Below are 16,302 nucleotides of genomic sequence, written 5' to 3'. Positions count from 1 at the left end.
ACATAGAAATCTTCAGGAGCATCCAATGAATAAATCCTTGTCTGTATTTGCAGCCAGCATTTTAGCGCTCGCCGTAACCGGCAACGCCACTGCTGAGGACAAGCGTTATATCGTGACTTTCAAGCAGGGTAAAGGCGAATCCGTTAAGTCCTTTATGAAGAAGAGAGGCGGAAGACAGGCTCTTGAAATACGCCGCCAGAATGCGATGGCAGCACATATGTCTGCAACCACCCTAAAAGAAATGCGCTCGAACCCGGATGTTGCTTTTATTGAAGAAGACGTTAAGCGGTATCCCATGTCCCAGGAAACCCCCTACGGGATCACCATGGTGCAGGCAGATCAACTAGGTGATACTCAGGCCGGCAACCGCACAGTCTGTATTATTGATTCCGGCTACGACCTAGTTCACGAAGATTTATCCGGAAACGCCGTCACTGGTACCAGTGACCCAAGCGGCGCAGGTAACTGGTATGAAGATCAAAGCGGTCACGGCACCCATGTAGCCGGTACTATCGCTGCGATGAATAATGGTACCGGTGTCGTTGGCGTGATGCCCAGCAGTAATATTAACCTGCATATTGTAAAAGTGTTTGATGGCGACGGCTGGGCCTACTCCTCCTCCCTAATGGCAGCCGCAGAGGTTTGTGCCGACAATGGTGCCAACATCATCAATATGAGTTTGGGCGGTGAAAGTGCCAACTTCCTCGAAAGACGAACCTTTAACAATCTAAATCGTCAGGGAATCCTGTCCATCGCGGCAGCCGGAAACGACGGCAACACCGCGCACTCCTATCCAGCCTCATACTCTTCCGTTGTATCCGTCGGCGCGATCGATAGCGATAAAGCTATCTGGTCCTCCTCTCAGCAGACTGACCAGGTAGAACTTTCCGCCCCCGGAGTACAGGTTCTATCTTCTGTTCCCACTGATACTGGCAGAATTTCTAGCTTAACCGTCGGCAGTGTTGACATCGAATCGGCCCCAATATCAGGCACCCCAGCTGGTGCAATCACCGGTTCAATGGAAGACTGTGGTACGGCTGAATCCGCTTGCACCAGTGCGGCAGGTAAGATTTGCCTGATTGCTCGCGGCAATATCAGCTTTGCGGAGAAAGTTTTAAATTGTGAGTCCGGTGGTGGTATCGGAGCGATTATTTACAACAATGAAGAGGGATTACTCTCCAGCGCAACCCTGAGCGATACTGTAACCACTATTCCCTCGGTTGGTATTTCTGACACTGACGGTGCAACTCTACTCACGCAGCTGAGTGCCAGCGTAGATTTGGAAAATGAGGCTACAAGCTACGAATATTTCAATGGCACTTCCATGGCTACCCCACACGTTGCCGGTGTTGCCGCATTGGTATGGAGCCACTTCCCCAACTGTAGCAATACAGAGATCCGCAACGCCCTTACAGCCACAGCGGAAGATCTCGGTGATGCGGGAAGAGATAATGCTTACGGCTACGGCCTCGTCCAGGCAAAAGCAGCCTATGACTACCTGGATACCTACGGCTGCTCCGGCTCCTGATCCCATTCGGATTAACTAGGGCTTAAACAAGAAAGGGGAGCAAAGCTCCCCTTTCCTTTGCCAGAACCGAGAAAAACCTGTTGAGAGTTTTTATAGATAGCCACAGGGTTAAGAAACTATTTGGGACTCAAGATATATCCACCCCCGTACTGAAATCGCTCTCAGAGAGTAATCCCTCAGCGAGCAGCTGCTTTAAAACGCCCGAACACCGTTCTCTCAAAGTGTCGCGCACTAATCGTACCGTCGGTGTTATTGACTGCCTCCCCGGAGATACCAACCATAGCTCCGTCGCCTTGGGTTTATAGTCTCGCAGAGTGGCCACTACCTGACCGGAAAGTAAATCCGCAGACATATCCAGACATGACTTAATGGCAAGTCCATAGCCAGAGGTACACCAACGTCGCACCAGGTCACCGTCATTTGACGACCTGTTCCCAGACATACGTATCTTGTATATCTCTTCGCCCCGAAAAAATTCCCAATTATTGTGCACAATCTCGTGAAGCTGATAAAAAAGGCCATTATGTGCGGAGAGATCCTCCGGTGTTTTCGGGGAACCCTTTTCCTGTAAGTAGGCCGGGGTTGCACACAATAAACGGGGCACGTCACAAATCTTAAAACCATACAGGTTGGCATCCGCTGGGGGGCCGTAGCGCAACGCGATATCCACAGGATCCCGGTAAAAGTCCACTTGGCTATCACTGATATTCACTCTTAGACTCAGCCCCGGGTGCTCCTGCAACAATTGATCTAACCAAGGAGTTACGAGGTTCCTTCCCAGGTCCGAGGATGCACCTATGCGAAGCTCGCCATCTATCTGACCGCTGTCTTCCTTGAGATTTTGCCGGGCGAGGTCCAAAGTCAGGAGGGCCTCCTCACATTTGGGAATAAACCTTTCCCCAGCACTGGATAGCCGCAATTGCCGCGTAGTGCGAATAAACAAGTCCGCTCCCAGCGCGCTCTCCACGCGCTTGATCGCTGCGCTGGCAGTTGCAGTGCGTAAGTCGAGACTGGCGGCGGCCGCAGTGATACTGCGAAACTCGGCCACTTTAAGAATGACCCTCAAGTCTTCAAGCTGCATATTTTCAATATATTTTTGATAAAGATTCAAAGATTATAGTGTTTCTAGCGATGCAATCTAGATCTAGAATGACTTCATCGGCTCGACATCCCAGTCCTTACCCAGGAGGCAGCTAAGCTGTTCACTAGGTCTCCTCTGAAAGGATCAAGGAAAAGAGTACAAACCTTAATCCAACACATATTGAAACAAAGAGGTGTTCACATGAGCAGGCTCACTATCGTTGCCAACATTAAAGCCAAGGCCGACAAAATTGACCTGGTGAAATCTGAATTGTTAAAACTCATTAATACAACACGAGCAGAAGCTGGTTGCATTAATTACAACCTTCATCAAGACAATGACAATCCTGCACACTTCCTGTTTTATGAAAATTGGGAAACTCGCGATCTGTGGCAAACCCACATGAACAATAAGCACCTGGAAGACTATATGAAGGCAACCAAGGGCGCCGTTGAAGAGTTTGTATTGAATGAAATGACCGAGATTGATAACTAATCAAACTCGGTGTGTTATCCAGGTTCCCGCCTGGATAACACACCGAGCTAGTAAATACACTTTTTCAAAAGGTTTTCCCGGTAAATTAAGCGTAAAAGCCCTTCGACGGAGCAACTCTTCGTCTAGAGCTATTCCCCAATAGCAACCCAGCCAAATAAAATACTAATCAACAAGTACGGATTGCCAATTAAGGTTGATAATCACCTATGAATTCAGCTGTCGGTTTATCTGGGTCGGTCATCCTTTGCACTCAATCAGACCCTATGCTTAAATTATTCCATTAACAATCACTAATAAACATTATTAGCCAGAAGGATTTATGGAACTGGAATTTTTAACGGCAACCCTGTTTAACCTGGGCATTAACCTGATTTATACGCTGCTAGCGTTATTTATTGGTATCACCGCACTAATTACCATTGATAAGAAACTGCTTCGCTCTGTAGATATCGAAGGCGAGCTAAAAAATGGCAATATCGCCGTATCTATATTTGCATCAACCATATTGATATTTGTTGCCATCATTATTTCGTTTGGCCTCAAGGGATAGCACTATGCGCAAGTGGCTGGCTATCACACTGATACTTTCCCTCGCACTAATCACCCCTGAACTTGTACGGCCAGCTAATACACAGGAGCCGCCAACTAAAAGCACACAGGCCCCCCCCCTTTCCGATAATTTACGGAGCTTTGGTAGCAGCGGCAGTCAGTTAGCCAGTATTGTGGACTCACAACAAGGTGTAGTGCGAGTGGTGGGTACCCGCTATCCTCTGGAAGAAAAAACCATCCAGAAAGTAGTCGACAAACGTTCACTGGAAGAGAGCGCTCATGTCTCAGTGTGGAACTGGCAGGGAATTGAGGCGGCGACAGCTTCCGCCCGGGGACTGGACCAGCAACACCACTTTGCCAACAGCTACCTGGTGGGGTTCAAGCCCTTTAAGACTCAACAGCTTTGGGTGCCTCTTTATACACTGGCTATGAATAAAGAGTACCAATACGATCACCTGCAATACGCCGGTTTGTCAGACATTTGGCAAACATCCCGGCAGGCCTATTACCAAAAGCGTGGTGACTGTGAAGACCACGCTATTTTACTGGCAGATTGGCTGATCGAATTGGGAGTTGATGCGCGGGTGGCACTCGGAACCCATAAAGGTCAGGGTCACGCCTGGGTAGTGGCCATCTTGAACGATCAAGAGTACCTGCTGGAGGCAACCAGCAAACGCCGCCAGACCAGCTGGCAAGCCATGCCCCTGGCAGCGCTGGCGGAGGGTTACGATGCGGAATTTCAGTTTAACCGCCACTTTTTCTGGGCGAAGAAAAACCCAACCCCCACTCGACAGTACCGAGGAAATCACTGGGTAAAGAAGTCCCAGTTTATTCGCGGTTAATGCCCAAAGGGGGTGAGCGTTTACAGCCCACCCCCTTTTATCCGTTTCAGATCAGATCGGAGATCCTGGCGGCAACGCTTTAACCGCACCAGGTTTTACTTCCAGCTTGCCCTGCTTAAAGGCATCGATGCGCTGTGCCTCATAGTAATAGTGCGCACTATAGCCCTCAGGATCATCGCCAAACAGCCGCATAGAACCAATTTCCTGAAGAAGTTTTGCCAGCTCCAAATGCGCTTTGGCCCGCACTGATTCGTCTGCCTTTGCATTACTGGCCAGTAACATCAACTGCTCGATATAGGCATGATTAACCCGCTGGTGCACACTCGCCTGCAGACCGGTATAACCCTCACCCTGCAGAGCCAGTGCGCTCAAGCGCTGCAATAGGCTAGCAAACCCCGGTACCTCACTGCTGCGGGCACTCTGTTGATTCATTCGCGCCGCGCGCTGCGGGTCCATCAGGATTGATAGCGTATGCCCAGCAGCCGCTTCCGCCAGAGCCACCCCATCAAAAGCTACCCCCGTATATGAGGGGAAGCTCTCGATAGTACGTTCGTAGCCATAGGACTTGGGCGGAATCAGCTGCAAGACCTGCTCTGGCAAGGTGAGAAACTGCGGCGAAAGTGTATCCAGCAGTGCATCAATTGCCCGCTGTTGTCGCTCTGCGGGCACCAGGGTATAGCTATTTTGATCGGTACCGTTGTAGACATAGTCATAGTCCAAGCCACCAATCAATTTGCCCACAGCCTCCGCCTGGTAGCGATGACCGTAGTACACAGGCACCAGGGTCTCTTCCAGGTCAGAGCGGGGCGCGGATAAGGGCGCTGCCGCCGCAGAGAAGCTATCCAGGGCATGACGCCTCAAGTCGACCATCCGCTGGAATTCCGTCAATGGGTCGGTGCCGTTGTCCCAAAGGTGTGAAACTGCGTGAGCATTATTGATGGTGCGGGAGTCCGGGTCTGAAATAAAGCGCAGCTCTTGTTCCCCGGCCTCAGCGATAACACTGTCGAGATAACTTTTTTCATCATCGCTCTCGCCATAGCCATAGCGAACCGCCAACTTATCCCAACTGCCGATGCCAGTGGCGTAGGCATCTGTCAGGTCCAACTTACCTCCCAGCAGAGAGACCAGCGGAGCCGGGTAATCCATTACTGAAGCGCGCTCTTCGCTACTGGCAGCAAAGTTGTGCGCCAGCCCCAGGGTGTGGCCTACTTCGTGAGCAGATAGCTGACGGATACGGGCCAGGGCCATATTCTTTAGCTGCTCGGTACTGACAGTATCGCCTCGATAGGGCTGTACAAGCCCTTGAGCAATCAGAAAGTCCTGGCGAACACGCAGGGACCCCAAGGTAACATTGCCTTTTAGAATTTCGCCGGTGCGGGGATCGTAAACTGAATAACCGTAGGACCAACCGCGAGTGGAGCGGTGTACCCAATTGATCACGTTATAGCGAACATCCAAAGGATCGACGCCCTCCGGCAGAATCTCTACGCGAAACGCATTTTTAAATCCTGCTGCAGTGAATGCCTGGTCCCACCAGCTCGCCCCTTCGATCAGGGCGCTGCGCACCGGCTCAGGCACTCCGGAATCTACGTAGTAAACAATCGGCTCCACAACCTCATCGCTACCCTCCTTCTTCTCCAGTCGATGACGGTAGATATAACGCTGGTCCAGAGGCTCTTCAATCGCCGTAGCGTAATCTCGATAAGCAAACGGGAAGTAGCCGCTGCGGCTGTGAAAACGGCGGGGCTCATAGTCGTTATCCGGCAATTCAATCAGGGAGATATGCTGGCGCAGGGACACCAATGTAGGGGTCGGAACCACTTCGCGCAGATAGTTTCCCGGAGCTGATCCAGCAAAAGTTAGCTGGGCCTCAAACTCACTGTTCTTGGGAAAGTTTTTTGTGCGGGGCAGATAAATTGCCGATTTGCTCTTATCCACACTGTAACTGCCCTGCTCTGCGCCCTTGAGACGTGTAGCAATGCCGTGCTGATCGCTCAACAGGAAGGGCGTAAAGTCCACCAGTACCGCCTTATCGCTCTGGGCAAGCACCTTGAAGCCCCAGAGTACGGACGAAGCGAAAGCTTCCTCAACCGCGCGGCGCTCAGCCGCATTTGCTGATTGGGCACGGTATTTCAGATTCACCTGATGCAGTAATACCTTGTTACCCGAATGCTGGAACTTCACCAAGCGGCTCTCACCCACTTGGTTCCGATCCAGGCCCACAGGGTTTGAACCCAGTCCCTGGGCCAGCCCGGTGAGCAAGAGCAACTCGCGCTCAAACTCATCGATCTCCAGCAACACCCGGCCGTTAGCCTCGTCCCAGTAAAAGTCGTGGAAGCCGCTGTGCCTATGCATGCCTGCAGTGTACTCCGCGATGCTCCCGGCCTGTGCCATTGTGCTGACTATCAAGAAGCACAGTGCGGCAATGTGCCTGCTTATGGACATTGAATACCCTCAATTTATTAAGTGTTATGGGCTAAAAATACAGAATACCCGCTGGAACATCCACGCCTGGCCATCACTCCCTGGGCCTGCGTCAGGAAAAAATGAAAAATATTTCAAGCTGCCTGCATCTGTTCGGCGACTCAGGCGCGTCACACTGAAAAGACACACAATAGGAAACCGGCATATGTGGAAGCCAATCGCACTTTCAACCCTGATAGGCCTCGGTATCAGTACCCAGGCAATGGCCCACGATTCTTTTCATGTCGATACCAGCACCTGCACAGTGTCTACGAATTACGCTATTGAAGTAGGCCCGGACTTCTTTACCGTCGATGGGGAAGACGGAAAACTGGTGACATTTCAGCTGCCCAACCAGCTATCAGTGGATGGTGAGTTGCTGTCCCTCAATTCTCAGCAGGAGCAACTACTTCAGGAATACCGCCAACAGCTACACATCGCCGGTCGCGACACACTGGTACTCACCCTTGAGGCGGTCGATATTGCAATGGATGGCCTATCCATTGCCATCAGCACCCTCGCCGGGCCGGACCACCCGGATATCCTCGAACTCCAACAGTTTTCCGCCGACCTGATCCAGCGCACTGAGGACCGCCTCAATCGAGAGGGCGAAATCTACCAGCTGGGAAACGAGGAAATGGGTAACTATATAGAGAAAACCATCTCTGAAGAGTTTGAACCCCGTATCGAACGCCTCGCTATGGAGTCCGCGGGGACTATTGCCTGGCATGCCTTCAAAGCTGCCTTTACCGGCGGGGAAAGCATTGAAGAACAGGCCACTGAAGAGGCGGAGCGCTTACTGGAACAGCGCGGTAAAAGTATTGAGCAGTCTGCAAACCGCTTGTGTACACAATTGGAATCCATCGATCGACTGGAAAGCGACCTACACCAGCAGGTACCAGAACTCAGTCACTACGACATAGTGAAAGCCGGCCTGGTTGTCATCAATTAGGCCCTCTTGATTTTCATCCCCCCAAACTCGGCCGCACTGCGGCCTCTTTTTTAAATTTTTCACAGTATTGTCACAGCCCCTGACGCTGCAAAAACTCCATTGCGTCGGTGACACTTTGTTCAGCATTTTCGACATGGGACATATGCCCCATCTTCTGATACACGATTAACTCTCCATTAGGCAACTTGTCAGAGAAATACTTTCCTACGGACAAGGGAATAATTTGATCTTCTGCCCCCCAGATAAATAAAACTGGAATTTTAATAGTCTCCAAGTCCGGCAACGGCTGGAAATTGATTGTGGCATTAGCAACCAAATTGATCGCTGTACCGCGGTTCTTCTCATAGCGGGAAAGCAAATAGATTCGTTCCAACATTTCCCCCGGCAGAGCCTGCGGATTGTAGAAAAATTTGGAAGCCAGCATTTTTCTCAATAATCCACGACTACCAATGTGCGCAACCATTTTTCGCCCCCAATGGCTGGTGGCAAATCGAGCAATACCAGCAGGCATTTCCAGTCCCTTGCCACATTTATAACCACCGGGAGAGACAAGAATAGCGGCCTTGGGTATATTCGGATGTCCTGTTAAATAGCGTAAAACCCCATTTCCACCAAATGAATGGCCAGCGATCACATAGTCCCTAAGTTTCAGGGTTGCGACAAATTCTGCAATAAAATCGGCAAAATGCTTAGGTGTATAAGTGCCTCCTGGTAACGGGTCGGTCAATCCATGCCCAGGTAAGTCCACCAAAATAACATGATATTTTTCTACCAATTTTGTCGCCCAGGCATTCCAGGCGCTCAGTGAATCACCACCACCGTGAAGGCAAAGTATATTAACGCCATCAATTGGCCCCATCTCGCGATAATTAACGGATAAACCACCGGCTAGCGTAAGTTGATTAAAAGAGAATTTCAGTAGCTCATTGCGACTTAAACTGGGACTACAAAACGCCATCCACAGAAGCCAGAGTAGAATTAGAAAAAGAATTAAAACCAGCCAAAAAGTCATCGTTCTACCCGAGCCCCTCACCTTTATGCGCTGAAAAAGTGGCTGAGTTGGCGGAAATAGTAATACCGCAAGCAAAAGCTTGAAAATAATGGCCCAGATCCGCGCCCATTCAACAAGGATAGACGGCTCTCGTAACTGAAACTGGCTGCTACCGCCAAAGGTGGAAACAAGAGGGCCTCCAAATAATTCACCAACTACCCCAGCCTGACCTAAAAGACGTAAACATTAAGTGCTATTTACTTTAGAAGGCCCCCTAGTACTTCAAGTCACACAAAGGGTTATCTGGACATCTGAGCCTCCGTCGCCCGGCAAATAGCATCCAGGGTAAGGGCAATATCATTATCGGTAGTCGCCCAGGAACAGACGCTAATACGCAGGGCCGCTTTTCCTCTCCAGGTAGTCGTTCCAAACCAGCAAACGCCCTCCTCCTGTATGGTCCTGACTATCTCTTGAATGTCTTCCGCAGTGCCAATAGTTGCCACCACCTGGTTTAACACTACATCGTTAAGGATCTCATAGCCCATTTCTGCCAAGCCTTCGCACAGATGCTGGGCATGGATACAGCAGCGATCAATCATCGCCGCTACTCCCTTCGGGCCCATCTCCTGAATCGCCGCCCACACTTCCACCCCTCTGGCCCGACGTGAGAATTCTGGCACCATATCCTTGGGGGGCACCAGCGATCCCACTTGCAAGTATGGCGCCTGGGTTGTCATCACATTGTGTACAGCCCCCGGCTTTCGACAAATTGCCAAACCGCAGTCATAAGGCGTATTTAGCCATTTATGAGCATCTACAGCCCAGGAATCTGCTTGTTCTACTCCAGTAGTCAACACTGATTTCACTGGAGATGCCGCTGCCCACAAACCAAAGGCACCGTCGACATGTACCCAGGCACCTTTGGATTTAGCTTCGAGAATTATGTCTGCAAACGGATCAAAACTGCCGGAGTTTACGTTGCCCGCCTGAAGGCAAATAATGGTGGTTTCATCAACCTCGGGAAAAGTATCTGCTCGCACCCTCCCCTGTTCATCACAGAGCGCTTTAATCACCTGATCCATACCAAATCCAAGAATAGAGAGCGCCTTGTGAACTGTGACATGGGACTGTTCAGAAACAACAATACGCAGTGGCGGCGCACCGGCTAGCCCGCTTTTTGCCAGGTCGATATTTAATTTTTGATAAAGCGTATTTCGCGCAGCAGCCAAGCACACCATATTGGCCATAGATGACCCTGTGGTGAAACCCACACTACTTTCCATCGGCAAGGTTAACAATTCCAATATCCAGTTTGCCGCAATACGCTCCAGATAAATTGCAGAAGGCGCCGACGCCTCCAGAACCGCCACTTGGTCCCAAACGGCGTTCATTACCGCCGCGCCCATAGAAGCTGGCGTAGCCCCACCTACCACCAATCCGAAAAATCGCCCACCGGTACTGGCAACTGTTGCCGGAGAACCATAACGATGCAGGCTCTCGACAACAGCCTCTGCCGGTTCCCCAGCCCGGGCCAAGTCGCTGTTAAAAAATTGCATTTGATCAATATCAAAGGCGGACGGACTTACGCGGCGATCGCGAATATCGGAAACATACTCCTCAGCGTACCGCGCTGCCAGGGATAGTACTTCTATGGCATTAGAAAAATTTTTGCTGTCATTATTATCCATCTTCGCCCCCTCAACTCCTTTTCCAGTACCTGATCTAGTATAAAAAATTAATTACTCTATTAGACTTAAACTAATAAAAAATCAATTAAAACGATACGAACAATAAGGACAAAAACACCTATCTTTATGGCAAGAATCGCTTTTAGATAAAGTTGAAATAACAATAAACCTGGCACGTTTGAAGACAAGGATTAACTTGAAAGGACTTTTTATCTAGTGCTATCTTCTGCCCCAACATAACCAGTCGGGGCTCATACAGTGTTTGCTTACTTGGGGTTTATCTCGCTGGTATGGATGGTTGTAGGTGTTACATTGGCAGGAGCAAAATACTCTGGCTATAGCCATTCAAGACAATTCTGTAGCGAACTAGGAGCCGTTGGAAGCCCAACCCAGAAGCTCTCCCCCCTCATTAACAACTACCCACTTGGCATATTATTCTTCTTATTTGGCCTGCATATAATTCAAATTGAACAGGCCCCAGTTGTACTTACCATCATTGGAGTTTTAATTATCATCCACGGTATTGGAACCTGGGTTGCGGGTTATTTTCCTATGGATGCAGATCCCTATACAAAAACCCCTAGTCTTGAATGCCAGATACACTCCTGGGCGGGGATGCTTATGTTGTTGTCTTTACTCATTGCGCCATTGCTAAGTACTTTCAGTAGTTACTTCTCAATAGAATTCAGACTATTTAGTACAGCCTGCTTGCTCGCTTCTATCTATTTTACTGTTACCTTAAAAAAAGCCTACGAAGAAAAAACCAACCCCGGTCTGCACCAACGTCTCAGCTATGGAGCACAGTTGATATGGTTAACGGGGCTTTCCTTTAATCTGATAACGAACTGACAAATAATTTATAGCAACTTGGAGTGATCAATCTGATAACGCTTCGAGAACAGTAAAAGCCCCTTCTGGGAGAAAGTAATCGCCCTGGAGTCCGCTCTTCTTACCGCCCACTGCTTTGCCAAGGCATCTTCGAGTATCCATTGACCCAAGCTGCCTGCAAGGTGGCTTTTTCGTTCGCTCCAGTCTAGGCATGACTTGCAAACAGGGCGCTTACGCTGCTTAAAACTAGCTACGGCTACTCCTCGTTCCTGAAAAAATATTTCACCCTCTTTAGTCAAGGAAACTTGCTGTGATTGCTCAGAGAGCAACTCACTAGCCAAGAGGGCCTCGTACAATAGAACACCAGTGATTCCTGCTAAATGGTCATAGCAGATGCGGGACTTCCTTAAATCTGGATCTGCGGGCCCAGTGGTAACTTTTTGAGGTACTAGGGTGCTACTCAGATTGAGCAGTGCCTCTAGCGCTTCGGCAACTTGATGACTCGCCAGCTGAAAGTACTTGTGCCTACCCTGCTTACGAACTATCAGCAGCTTGCTATCTACCAGCTTGGACAGATGGTTACTTGCAGTCTGTGCAGTCACATCAGCCTCACAGGCTAACTCTGTTGCTGTCAGTGCTTTTCCACTCATAAGCGCCATCAATATTTTTGAGCGTGCCCGATCCCCTATCAAGCTGGATATTACCGAAATATCAGGTTCCATAGTTACCCCCACAATAGTTCGCTGGCCACCGAAGTATAGAAAATTAAACCGTCTAGAATGCCAGCAAATTATGAATAGAGGCAACTTAGATGACTGTAACCTGCTTTATTGAATACAAGATCGATCCGTTTAAGCTTGATGCTTTCCGACTGTATGCAGAGAACTGGGGCAAAATTATTCCCGATTGTGGTGGACGGCTATTAGGGTATTTTCTACCTTCTGAGGGCACCAACTTTCAGGCCTTTGGTATTATTAACTTCGACAGCTTGGCTCACTATGAACAATATCGAAAACTGCTGAAGCAATCTCCTCAGGGCAGTGAGAATTTCCAGTTTGCGATGAGAGAGAAGTTTATTCTTGAAGAGAAGCGCAGCTTTTTAAAGGCTGTGCCGGAAACCTACCTGAAGCTTCCACAGGAAAATCAGTGATGATTGCCGTCATATTTGAAGTTATACTAAAGCCTTCAGGAAAAGACAAATATCTGGCCGTTGCAGCCGACCTAAAAGAACACCTAACCAGCTTCGATGGATTTATCTCAGTCGAGAGATTTCAAAGCCTCAATCAGCCAGAAAAAATTTTGTCACTCTCTATTTGGCGGGATGAAGAATCTGTAGTGAGTTGGAAAAATCACAAGGCACATTGTGATGCACAACACCTAGGCAAAAAACAACTATTTGACAACTATCGTATAAGGATTGGGAAAATTCTTCGGGATTACTCTATGCAATAAATCAACAGTCAAATTTGACTCAGACTATAAAGCCTCTGCATCTTATTCTTTTACTGAAAAACAGAACGCAGAGGCCCCCATTCCTAAAAACGGACTGACCAAAATAATCGAATTACATTGGCAGAGAAACTATAAGCCGGTTCGTCACCGGGACTGATAGATGTAGCTGAACCGTGTACCGTGACATCGAGAAAGTCATCGTAGTCAAATAGAATATGATCCCAGTAAAGGTTAATTGTATTCCTGCGATTTAATAGAGACCAGCGCCGTGGTAACTCATAGGACACTCCCAGGCCAAGGGCCAAGGTTGTGAAATTGCTCAACTCCTTATCACGAGCACGAAAGTTGGTAGCATTGAGATAGGAAAAAAGGTTGCTGTAAAAATCTGCACTACTCTGCTGATAGTAACGGATCTTTCCTTCAAAAACCCACTCGTCTTGTTCTTTCCAAGGGTGGGTATAGCGAAACTCTACATTGTCTGCAACGATTCCCCAACTATCCGCATAGTGTCGATACTCCCCTTTAATCGCTGCGCGATAGGGCAATCTATATTTGGCCCTTAGGGCAACCGCATCACTGTTGCGAGTTCTGGGGTAAACCTCGGCCTGATAGCTAAATCCTGTTCCAGATGCTTCATCGAGATACCTAACACTGCGATAAGGGTTGTTGAGATACCCTTCATCCGACACAGTTTCGACACTCAACTCTGCAATCAACTTTTGCGTGAGAATCTGATTCCAACTAAGTGCGTAGCGACGGTGTTGCGCTTCATCAGCAAAATTATCGTCGCCATTGCGGAACACATCATCACTTCCATAACTAACCCGCAGGTCGATAGTACTTAAATCGCCAAAGAAACCCTGACTGATGCCGAAAGCAACGGTTTGGGCCTCGTAGTCATTCTCAGAACTGTTGGTGTACCCCACGCTGATAGTAGTCTTATCCACCAGGTAGTCAGCACCCAAGGAGTACTCATCCCGTTGCTCCGAATACTCACTGGCCGTGGCCTCCACATCAATAGAGGCCCCGGAAATCATGTCCACATAGTAATTGGCAGACAGAGAAACATTGTTGCCAACATTCTGGCGAATCAATACTGAAGGCCCATCAATGGTCACTCCACCACCGCTATAGGCGTGATACATATTGTCTGCCCGCTCTTCGGGAAGCACTGCGGCCACGGCAGCGAGCGGTGCCAAAAATGCCAACCCGCCCCAGCGAGATAGAAGCTTAGTTACAGCCACATCCACCTCCACTGCCTCCTTCAGCTCCACGCGCAGCTTCGCGAGCTTCATACACGTGATTCATATAGCGAGCAGCTACCGGATCCTGCTCAAACCCCATAATAGGATCCGCAAGAAATTGCCGTTCGTAGGGTGCAATCCACGGGTTAACAGTGCAACCTGTACTCATCAAGAAAGTGCAAACTAGCAATAGTGCACGCATGACACTACTCCCGAATCAATTCCTTAATCATTTTTTTATAGGCAGCTTCATCCCCATCACGATAACCTTTATGGATATAGCGAACGTTGCCATCACGATCAATAAATACGGTGCTGGGCATAGCGGCAACACCATACATTTTGCTCACTTCCCCTTTGCTATCAAAAAGAATCGGAAAATCCACTGGGATTTTCGCTAATAGCGAGTCCGCATCCTTACGCTGTGCATCCACATTGACTCCCCAAACCTGGAAGCCAGCAGCTTCATAGCGAGCATGTAGCTGATCCAACAGCGGCATTTCCTGGCGACAAGGGCCACACCAGGAAGCCCAAAAATTCAGCATAATGACATCGCCGCGCTGCTCTGCAAGCCTCAAATTTCCGCCCTGGTTGGAACTCAAGGTAAAATCCTTAGAGGGCTCTGCGGCGGAAGCCTGCGACATCGATAAAAGCAGCGTCAGGAAAGCAGCCAGGTATTTCATGGAAGAGTCCTTGTTATTTTTTGATGATCAATTAAAAAAAGATGGTAAGTCCCAATTGGGCAGACAGATTATTGGTGACTTGGGCCTCGCCAAATAATTCATGTTCAAAAACATGGTCGCGAACATCAAGGCGCACCGCGAGCCAATCGTTGGCAAGCATTCTCACTCCTGCACCAAAGTTGTAAGTGAAGTGCTCCTCATCAGCAAACGAGGTATTTCCCACACCTCCCACAACATAAAAATTGGCATTAAAAGCCCAGTCATCAAATACAAAATACTCACCCTGGAAAATATTCCAGCCCACAGAGGTATTGTAATAACTGAGTTCACGCTGCTCATCAGTCAGCAGTGGTGCGGCACCGCTCAACCTTTCAAAGCTGGATTCTCCCAACTCAGTCTGGGCATAGGTGGCCTCAATAAAGAAATCTTCGCTGATATGATAGGCCGCTGAAGTACCGTACAGGGAGTTTGAGCCAAAATCCTCGACATTGATAACACCAGCAAACAAACCAATTTCTATATTTTCACTATCTATCTGGGCGTCACGTATCTCTCGCCGCTCCAGTTCAGGTGCGACAATATCCGCAAGTACTTCATCATCCTGCTGAGCACTGCATACCTGGGTCCCCACCAATGCGGAAAGCGCCGCAGAGCCTACAGATATACGTCGAAACCAAGTTTCCACTCGACTATCTCCTGATTATTTTCCTGCGTAGTAAGCAAGTAGTGATTTGTGTATTCAGCCCTGATGGCAAAACGGCGCGATAAGTAAGTACGCAACCCTACGCCCGCCAACATCGTTGTATCTTGCCGATCTTCGGTGGCAACGATAGTTGCGTTTGGAGAGGTAATATTTATCCCAGCCCCCAAAACAAAATAAGGGGATATTTTCCAATGTGGGAATGGCTGGTGGACCATTGCCACCTGATAGACTTGGCTGTCTGAATAGGAACCTACCGCCTGGGTTGCACGTATTTCAGTAGCTAGATTGGCAGTAAATTGGTAGCCCAAGCTAACTCCCAGGGAGTCCGCTCCAGCAAAATCACCGTAATTCAAACCTAGGTAAAAGTAACCGTCGTCAACATCAGAAAAATCCGGCAAGGGAACTCGAACAATTTCTCCATTTTCTCCGTAGATTTCACGTAAGTCGTCAACTTTTACCCAGCCACTTTTATTGCGTGAAGTAAGCACTTTTACCCAGTCGGTGCGGCGTTTAAGCAGCCAAATTTGTTCACCATACTCAGCAACATAGAATATCGGGTAACCGCGCCCCGGGCCTCGGTAAATATTAATAAATGCATTACCGACTGTAACCGGCTCTGCATCCTCAAGGCCTTTATATTTTTTCTCAGTCTCAGTCTCAGTCTCAACCAATTCTTCTTGTGGGGTATCATCTGAAGAATCAGATTCCATCAAAGTTTGTTCAGAAGAAGCCTGCCCAGAAAAAAGTAGCAGCAATACAAATACCGCGAAACTGCCAATAGAATTTTGGTGTAACTTCAACAT

18 protein-coding genes are annotated in these 16,302 nt (G+C 48.8%); 8 read left to right on the top strand and 10 right to left on the bottom strand.

The features are described from left to right. The first annotated feature begins 25 nt into the window (after positions 1-25). The gene (locus tag ACYX4J_RS00440; protein WP_444895811.1) at positions 26-1,528 is read left to right on the top strand and encodes a S8 family serine peptidase; all 1,503 of its coding nucleotides are present in this window, start codon (positions 26-28) and stop codon (positions 1,526-1,528) included. A 127-nt stretch (positions 1,529-1,655) separates the two neighbouring features. On the opposite strand, the gene ACYX4J_RS00435 is transcribed toward ACYX4J_RS00440, so the two are convergent. Continuing rightward, positions 1,656-2,609: a LysR family transcriptional regulator gene (locus ACYX4J_RS00435; protein WP_476177632.1), complete on the bottom strand. Its 954-nt coding sequence runs from the start codon at positions 2,607-2,609 to the stop codon at positions 1,656-1,658. 201 nt (positions 2,610-2,810) lie between these two features. Here ACYX4J_RS00435 and ACYX4J_RS00430 point away from each other — a divergent pair, with 201 nt between their 5' ends. The 3 genes from ACYX4J_RS00430 to ACYX4J_RS00420 all read left to right on the top strand — a co-directional run bounded on the left by ACYX4J_RS00430 (position 2,811) and on the right by ACYX4J_RS00420 (position 4,495). Then, positions 2,811-3,104 carry a putative quinol monooxygenase gene (locus ACYX4J_RS00430; RefSeq protein ID WP_476177631.1) on the top strand — a complete coding sequence of 98 codons (294 nt, stop codon included), beginning with the start codon at positions 2,811-2,813 and terminating at the stop codon, positions 3,102-3,104. Positions 3,105-3,423: 319 nt separating this feature from the next. Then, positions 3,424-3,654, top strand: a complete 231-nt coding sequence (locus tag ACYX4J_RS00425) for a DUF350 domain-containing protein (protein WP_108734840.1) — start codon at positions 3,424-3,426, stop codon at positions 3,652-3,654. Positions 3,655-3,658: 4 nt separating this feature from the next. Beyond that, positions 3,659-4,495, top strand: coding sequence for a transglutaminase domain-containing protein (locus tag ACYX4J_RS00420; protein WP_476177630.1), 837 nt, complete (start codon positions 3,659-3,661; stop codon positions 4,493-4,495). 51 nt (positions 4,496-4,546) lie between these two features. Here ACYX4J_RS00420 and ACYX4J_RS00415 read toward each other — a convergent pair whose 3' ends face one another. Continuing rightward, entirely contained in the window at positions 4,547-6,940 is a 2,394-nt protein-coding gene (locus ACYX4J_RS00415; RefSeq protein ID WP_476177629.1) for a zinc-dependent metalloprotease, read from the bottom strand. 184 nt (positions 6,941-7,124) lie between these two features. Here ACYX4J_RS00415 and ACYX4J_RS00410 point away from each other — a divergent pair, with 184 nt between their 5' ends. After that, a complete protein-coding gene (locus tag ACYX4J_RS00410; RefSeq protein ID WP_413663664.1) occupies positions 7,125-7,910 on the top strand; it encodes a DUF2884 family protein in 786 nt (261 codons plus the stop codon). Positions 7,911-7,980: 70 nt separating this feature from the next. On the opposite strand, the gene ACYX4J_RS00405 is transcribed toward ACYX4J_RS00410, so the two are convergent. Continuing rightward, entirely contained in the window at positions 7,981-8,922 is a 942-nt protein-coding gene (locus ACYX4J_RS00405; protein ID WP_444906975.1) for an alpha/beta fold hydrolase, read from the bottom strand. 278 nt (positions 8,923-9,200) lie between these two features. Then, complete coding sequence (locus tag ACYX4J_RS00400; protein ID WP_444926170.1) at positions 9,201-10,589, bottom strand: pyridoxal phosphate-dependent decarboxylase family protein; 1,389 nt, start codon at positions 10,587-10,589, stop codon at positions 9,201-9,203. Between the two features lie 258 nt (positions 10,590-10,847). Here ACYX4J_RS00400 and ACYX4J_RS00395 point away from each other — a divergent pair, with 258 nt between their 5' ends. Further along, on the top strand, positions 10,848-11,438 hold the full coding sequence (locus ACYX4J_RS00395; RefSeq protein WP_476177628.1) for a DUF998 domain-containing protein: 591 nt from the start codon (positions 10,848-10,850) through the stop codon (positions 11,436-11,438). An 8-nt stretch (positions 11,439-11,446) separates the two neighbouring features. Here ACYX4J_RS00395 and ACYX4J_RS00390 read toward each other — a convergent pair whose 3' ends face one another. After that, positions 11,447-12,139, bottom strand: a complete 693-nt coding sequence (locus ACYX4J_RS00390; protein ID WP_476177627.1) for an ArsR/SmtB family transcription factor — start codon at positions 12,137-12,139, stop codon at positions 11,447-11,449. Positions 12,140-12,228: 89 nt separating this feature from the next. Between ACYX4J_RS00390 and ACYX4J_RS00385 the strand changes: the two genes are divergently transcribed. Continuing rightward, the gene (locus tag ACYX4J_RS00385) at positions 12,229-12,567 is read left to right on the top strand and encodes an NIPSNAP family protein (RefSeq protein ID WP_413663669.1); all 339 of its coding nucleotides are present in this window, start codon (positions 12,229-12,231) and stop codon (positions 12,565-12,567) included. Beyond that, positions 12,567-12,869 carry an antibiotic biosynthesis monooxygenase family protein gene (locus ACYX4J_RS00380; RefSeq protein ID WP_476178639.1) on the top strand — a complete coding sequence of 101 codons (303 nt, stop codon included), beginning with the start codon at positions 12,567-12,569 and terminating at the stop codon, positions 12,867-12,869. The genes ACYX4J_RS00385 and ACYX4J_RS00380 overlap by 1 nt, the downstream gene beginning before the upstream one ends. Positions 12,870-12,952: 83 nt before the next feature. Here ACYX4J_RS00380 and ACYX4J_RS00375 read toward each other — a convergent pair whose 3' ends face one another. From ACYX4J_RS00375 to ACYX4J_RS00355, 5 genes are read right to left on the bottom strand one after another with little or no spacing between them, the layout of a single operon-like run. Beyond that, a complete protein-coding gene (locus tag ACYX4J_RS00375) occupies positions 12,953-14,164 on the bottom strand; it encodes a DUF3570 domain-containing protein (protein ID WP_476177626.1) in 1,212 nt (403 codons plus the stop codon). Then, complete coding sequence (locus tag ACYX4J_RS00370) at positions 14,100-14,315, bottom strand: DUF4266 domain-containing protein (protein WP_413663671.1); 216 nt, start codon at positions 14,313-14,315, stop codon at positions 14,100-14,102. Before ACYX4J_RS00370 ends, ACYX4J_RS00375 begins: the two co-directional genes overlap by 65 nt. Positions 14,316-14,319: 4 nt before the next feature. Beyond that, positions 14,320-14,796: a TlpA disulfide reductase family protein gene (locus ACYX4J_RS00365; protein ID WP_413663672.1), complete on the bottom strand. Its 477-nt coding sequence runs from the start codon at positions 14,794-14,796 to the stop codon at positions 14,320-14,322. A 31-nt stretch (positions 14,797-14,827) separates the two neighbouring features. Continuing rightward, entirely contained in the window at positions 14,828-15,481 is a 654-nt protein-coding gene (locus ACYX4J_RS00360) for an outer membrane beta-barrel domain-containing protein (RefSeq protein ID WP_445360911.1), read from the bottom strand. Then, positions 15,451-16,302, bottom strand: coding sequence for an outer membrane beta-barrel protein (locus tag ACYX4J_RS00355; RefSeq protein WP_476177625.1), 852 nt, complete (start codon positions 16,300-16,302; stop codon positions 15,451-15,453). Before ACYX4J_RS00355 ends, ACYX4J_RS00360 begins: the two co-directional genes overlap by 31 nt.

It is taken from the genome of Microbulbifer sp. ABM4_008 (genome assembly GCF_056311705.1).
The sequence above is the reverse complement of the archived record's forward strand: the minus strand, read 5'-3'. Positions and strand labels throughout refer to the sequence as shown.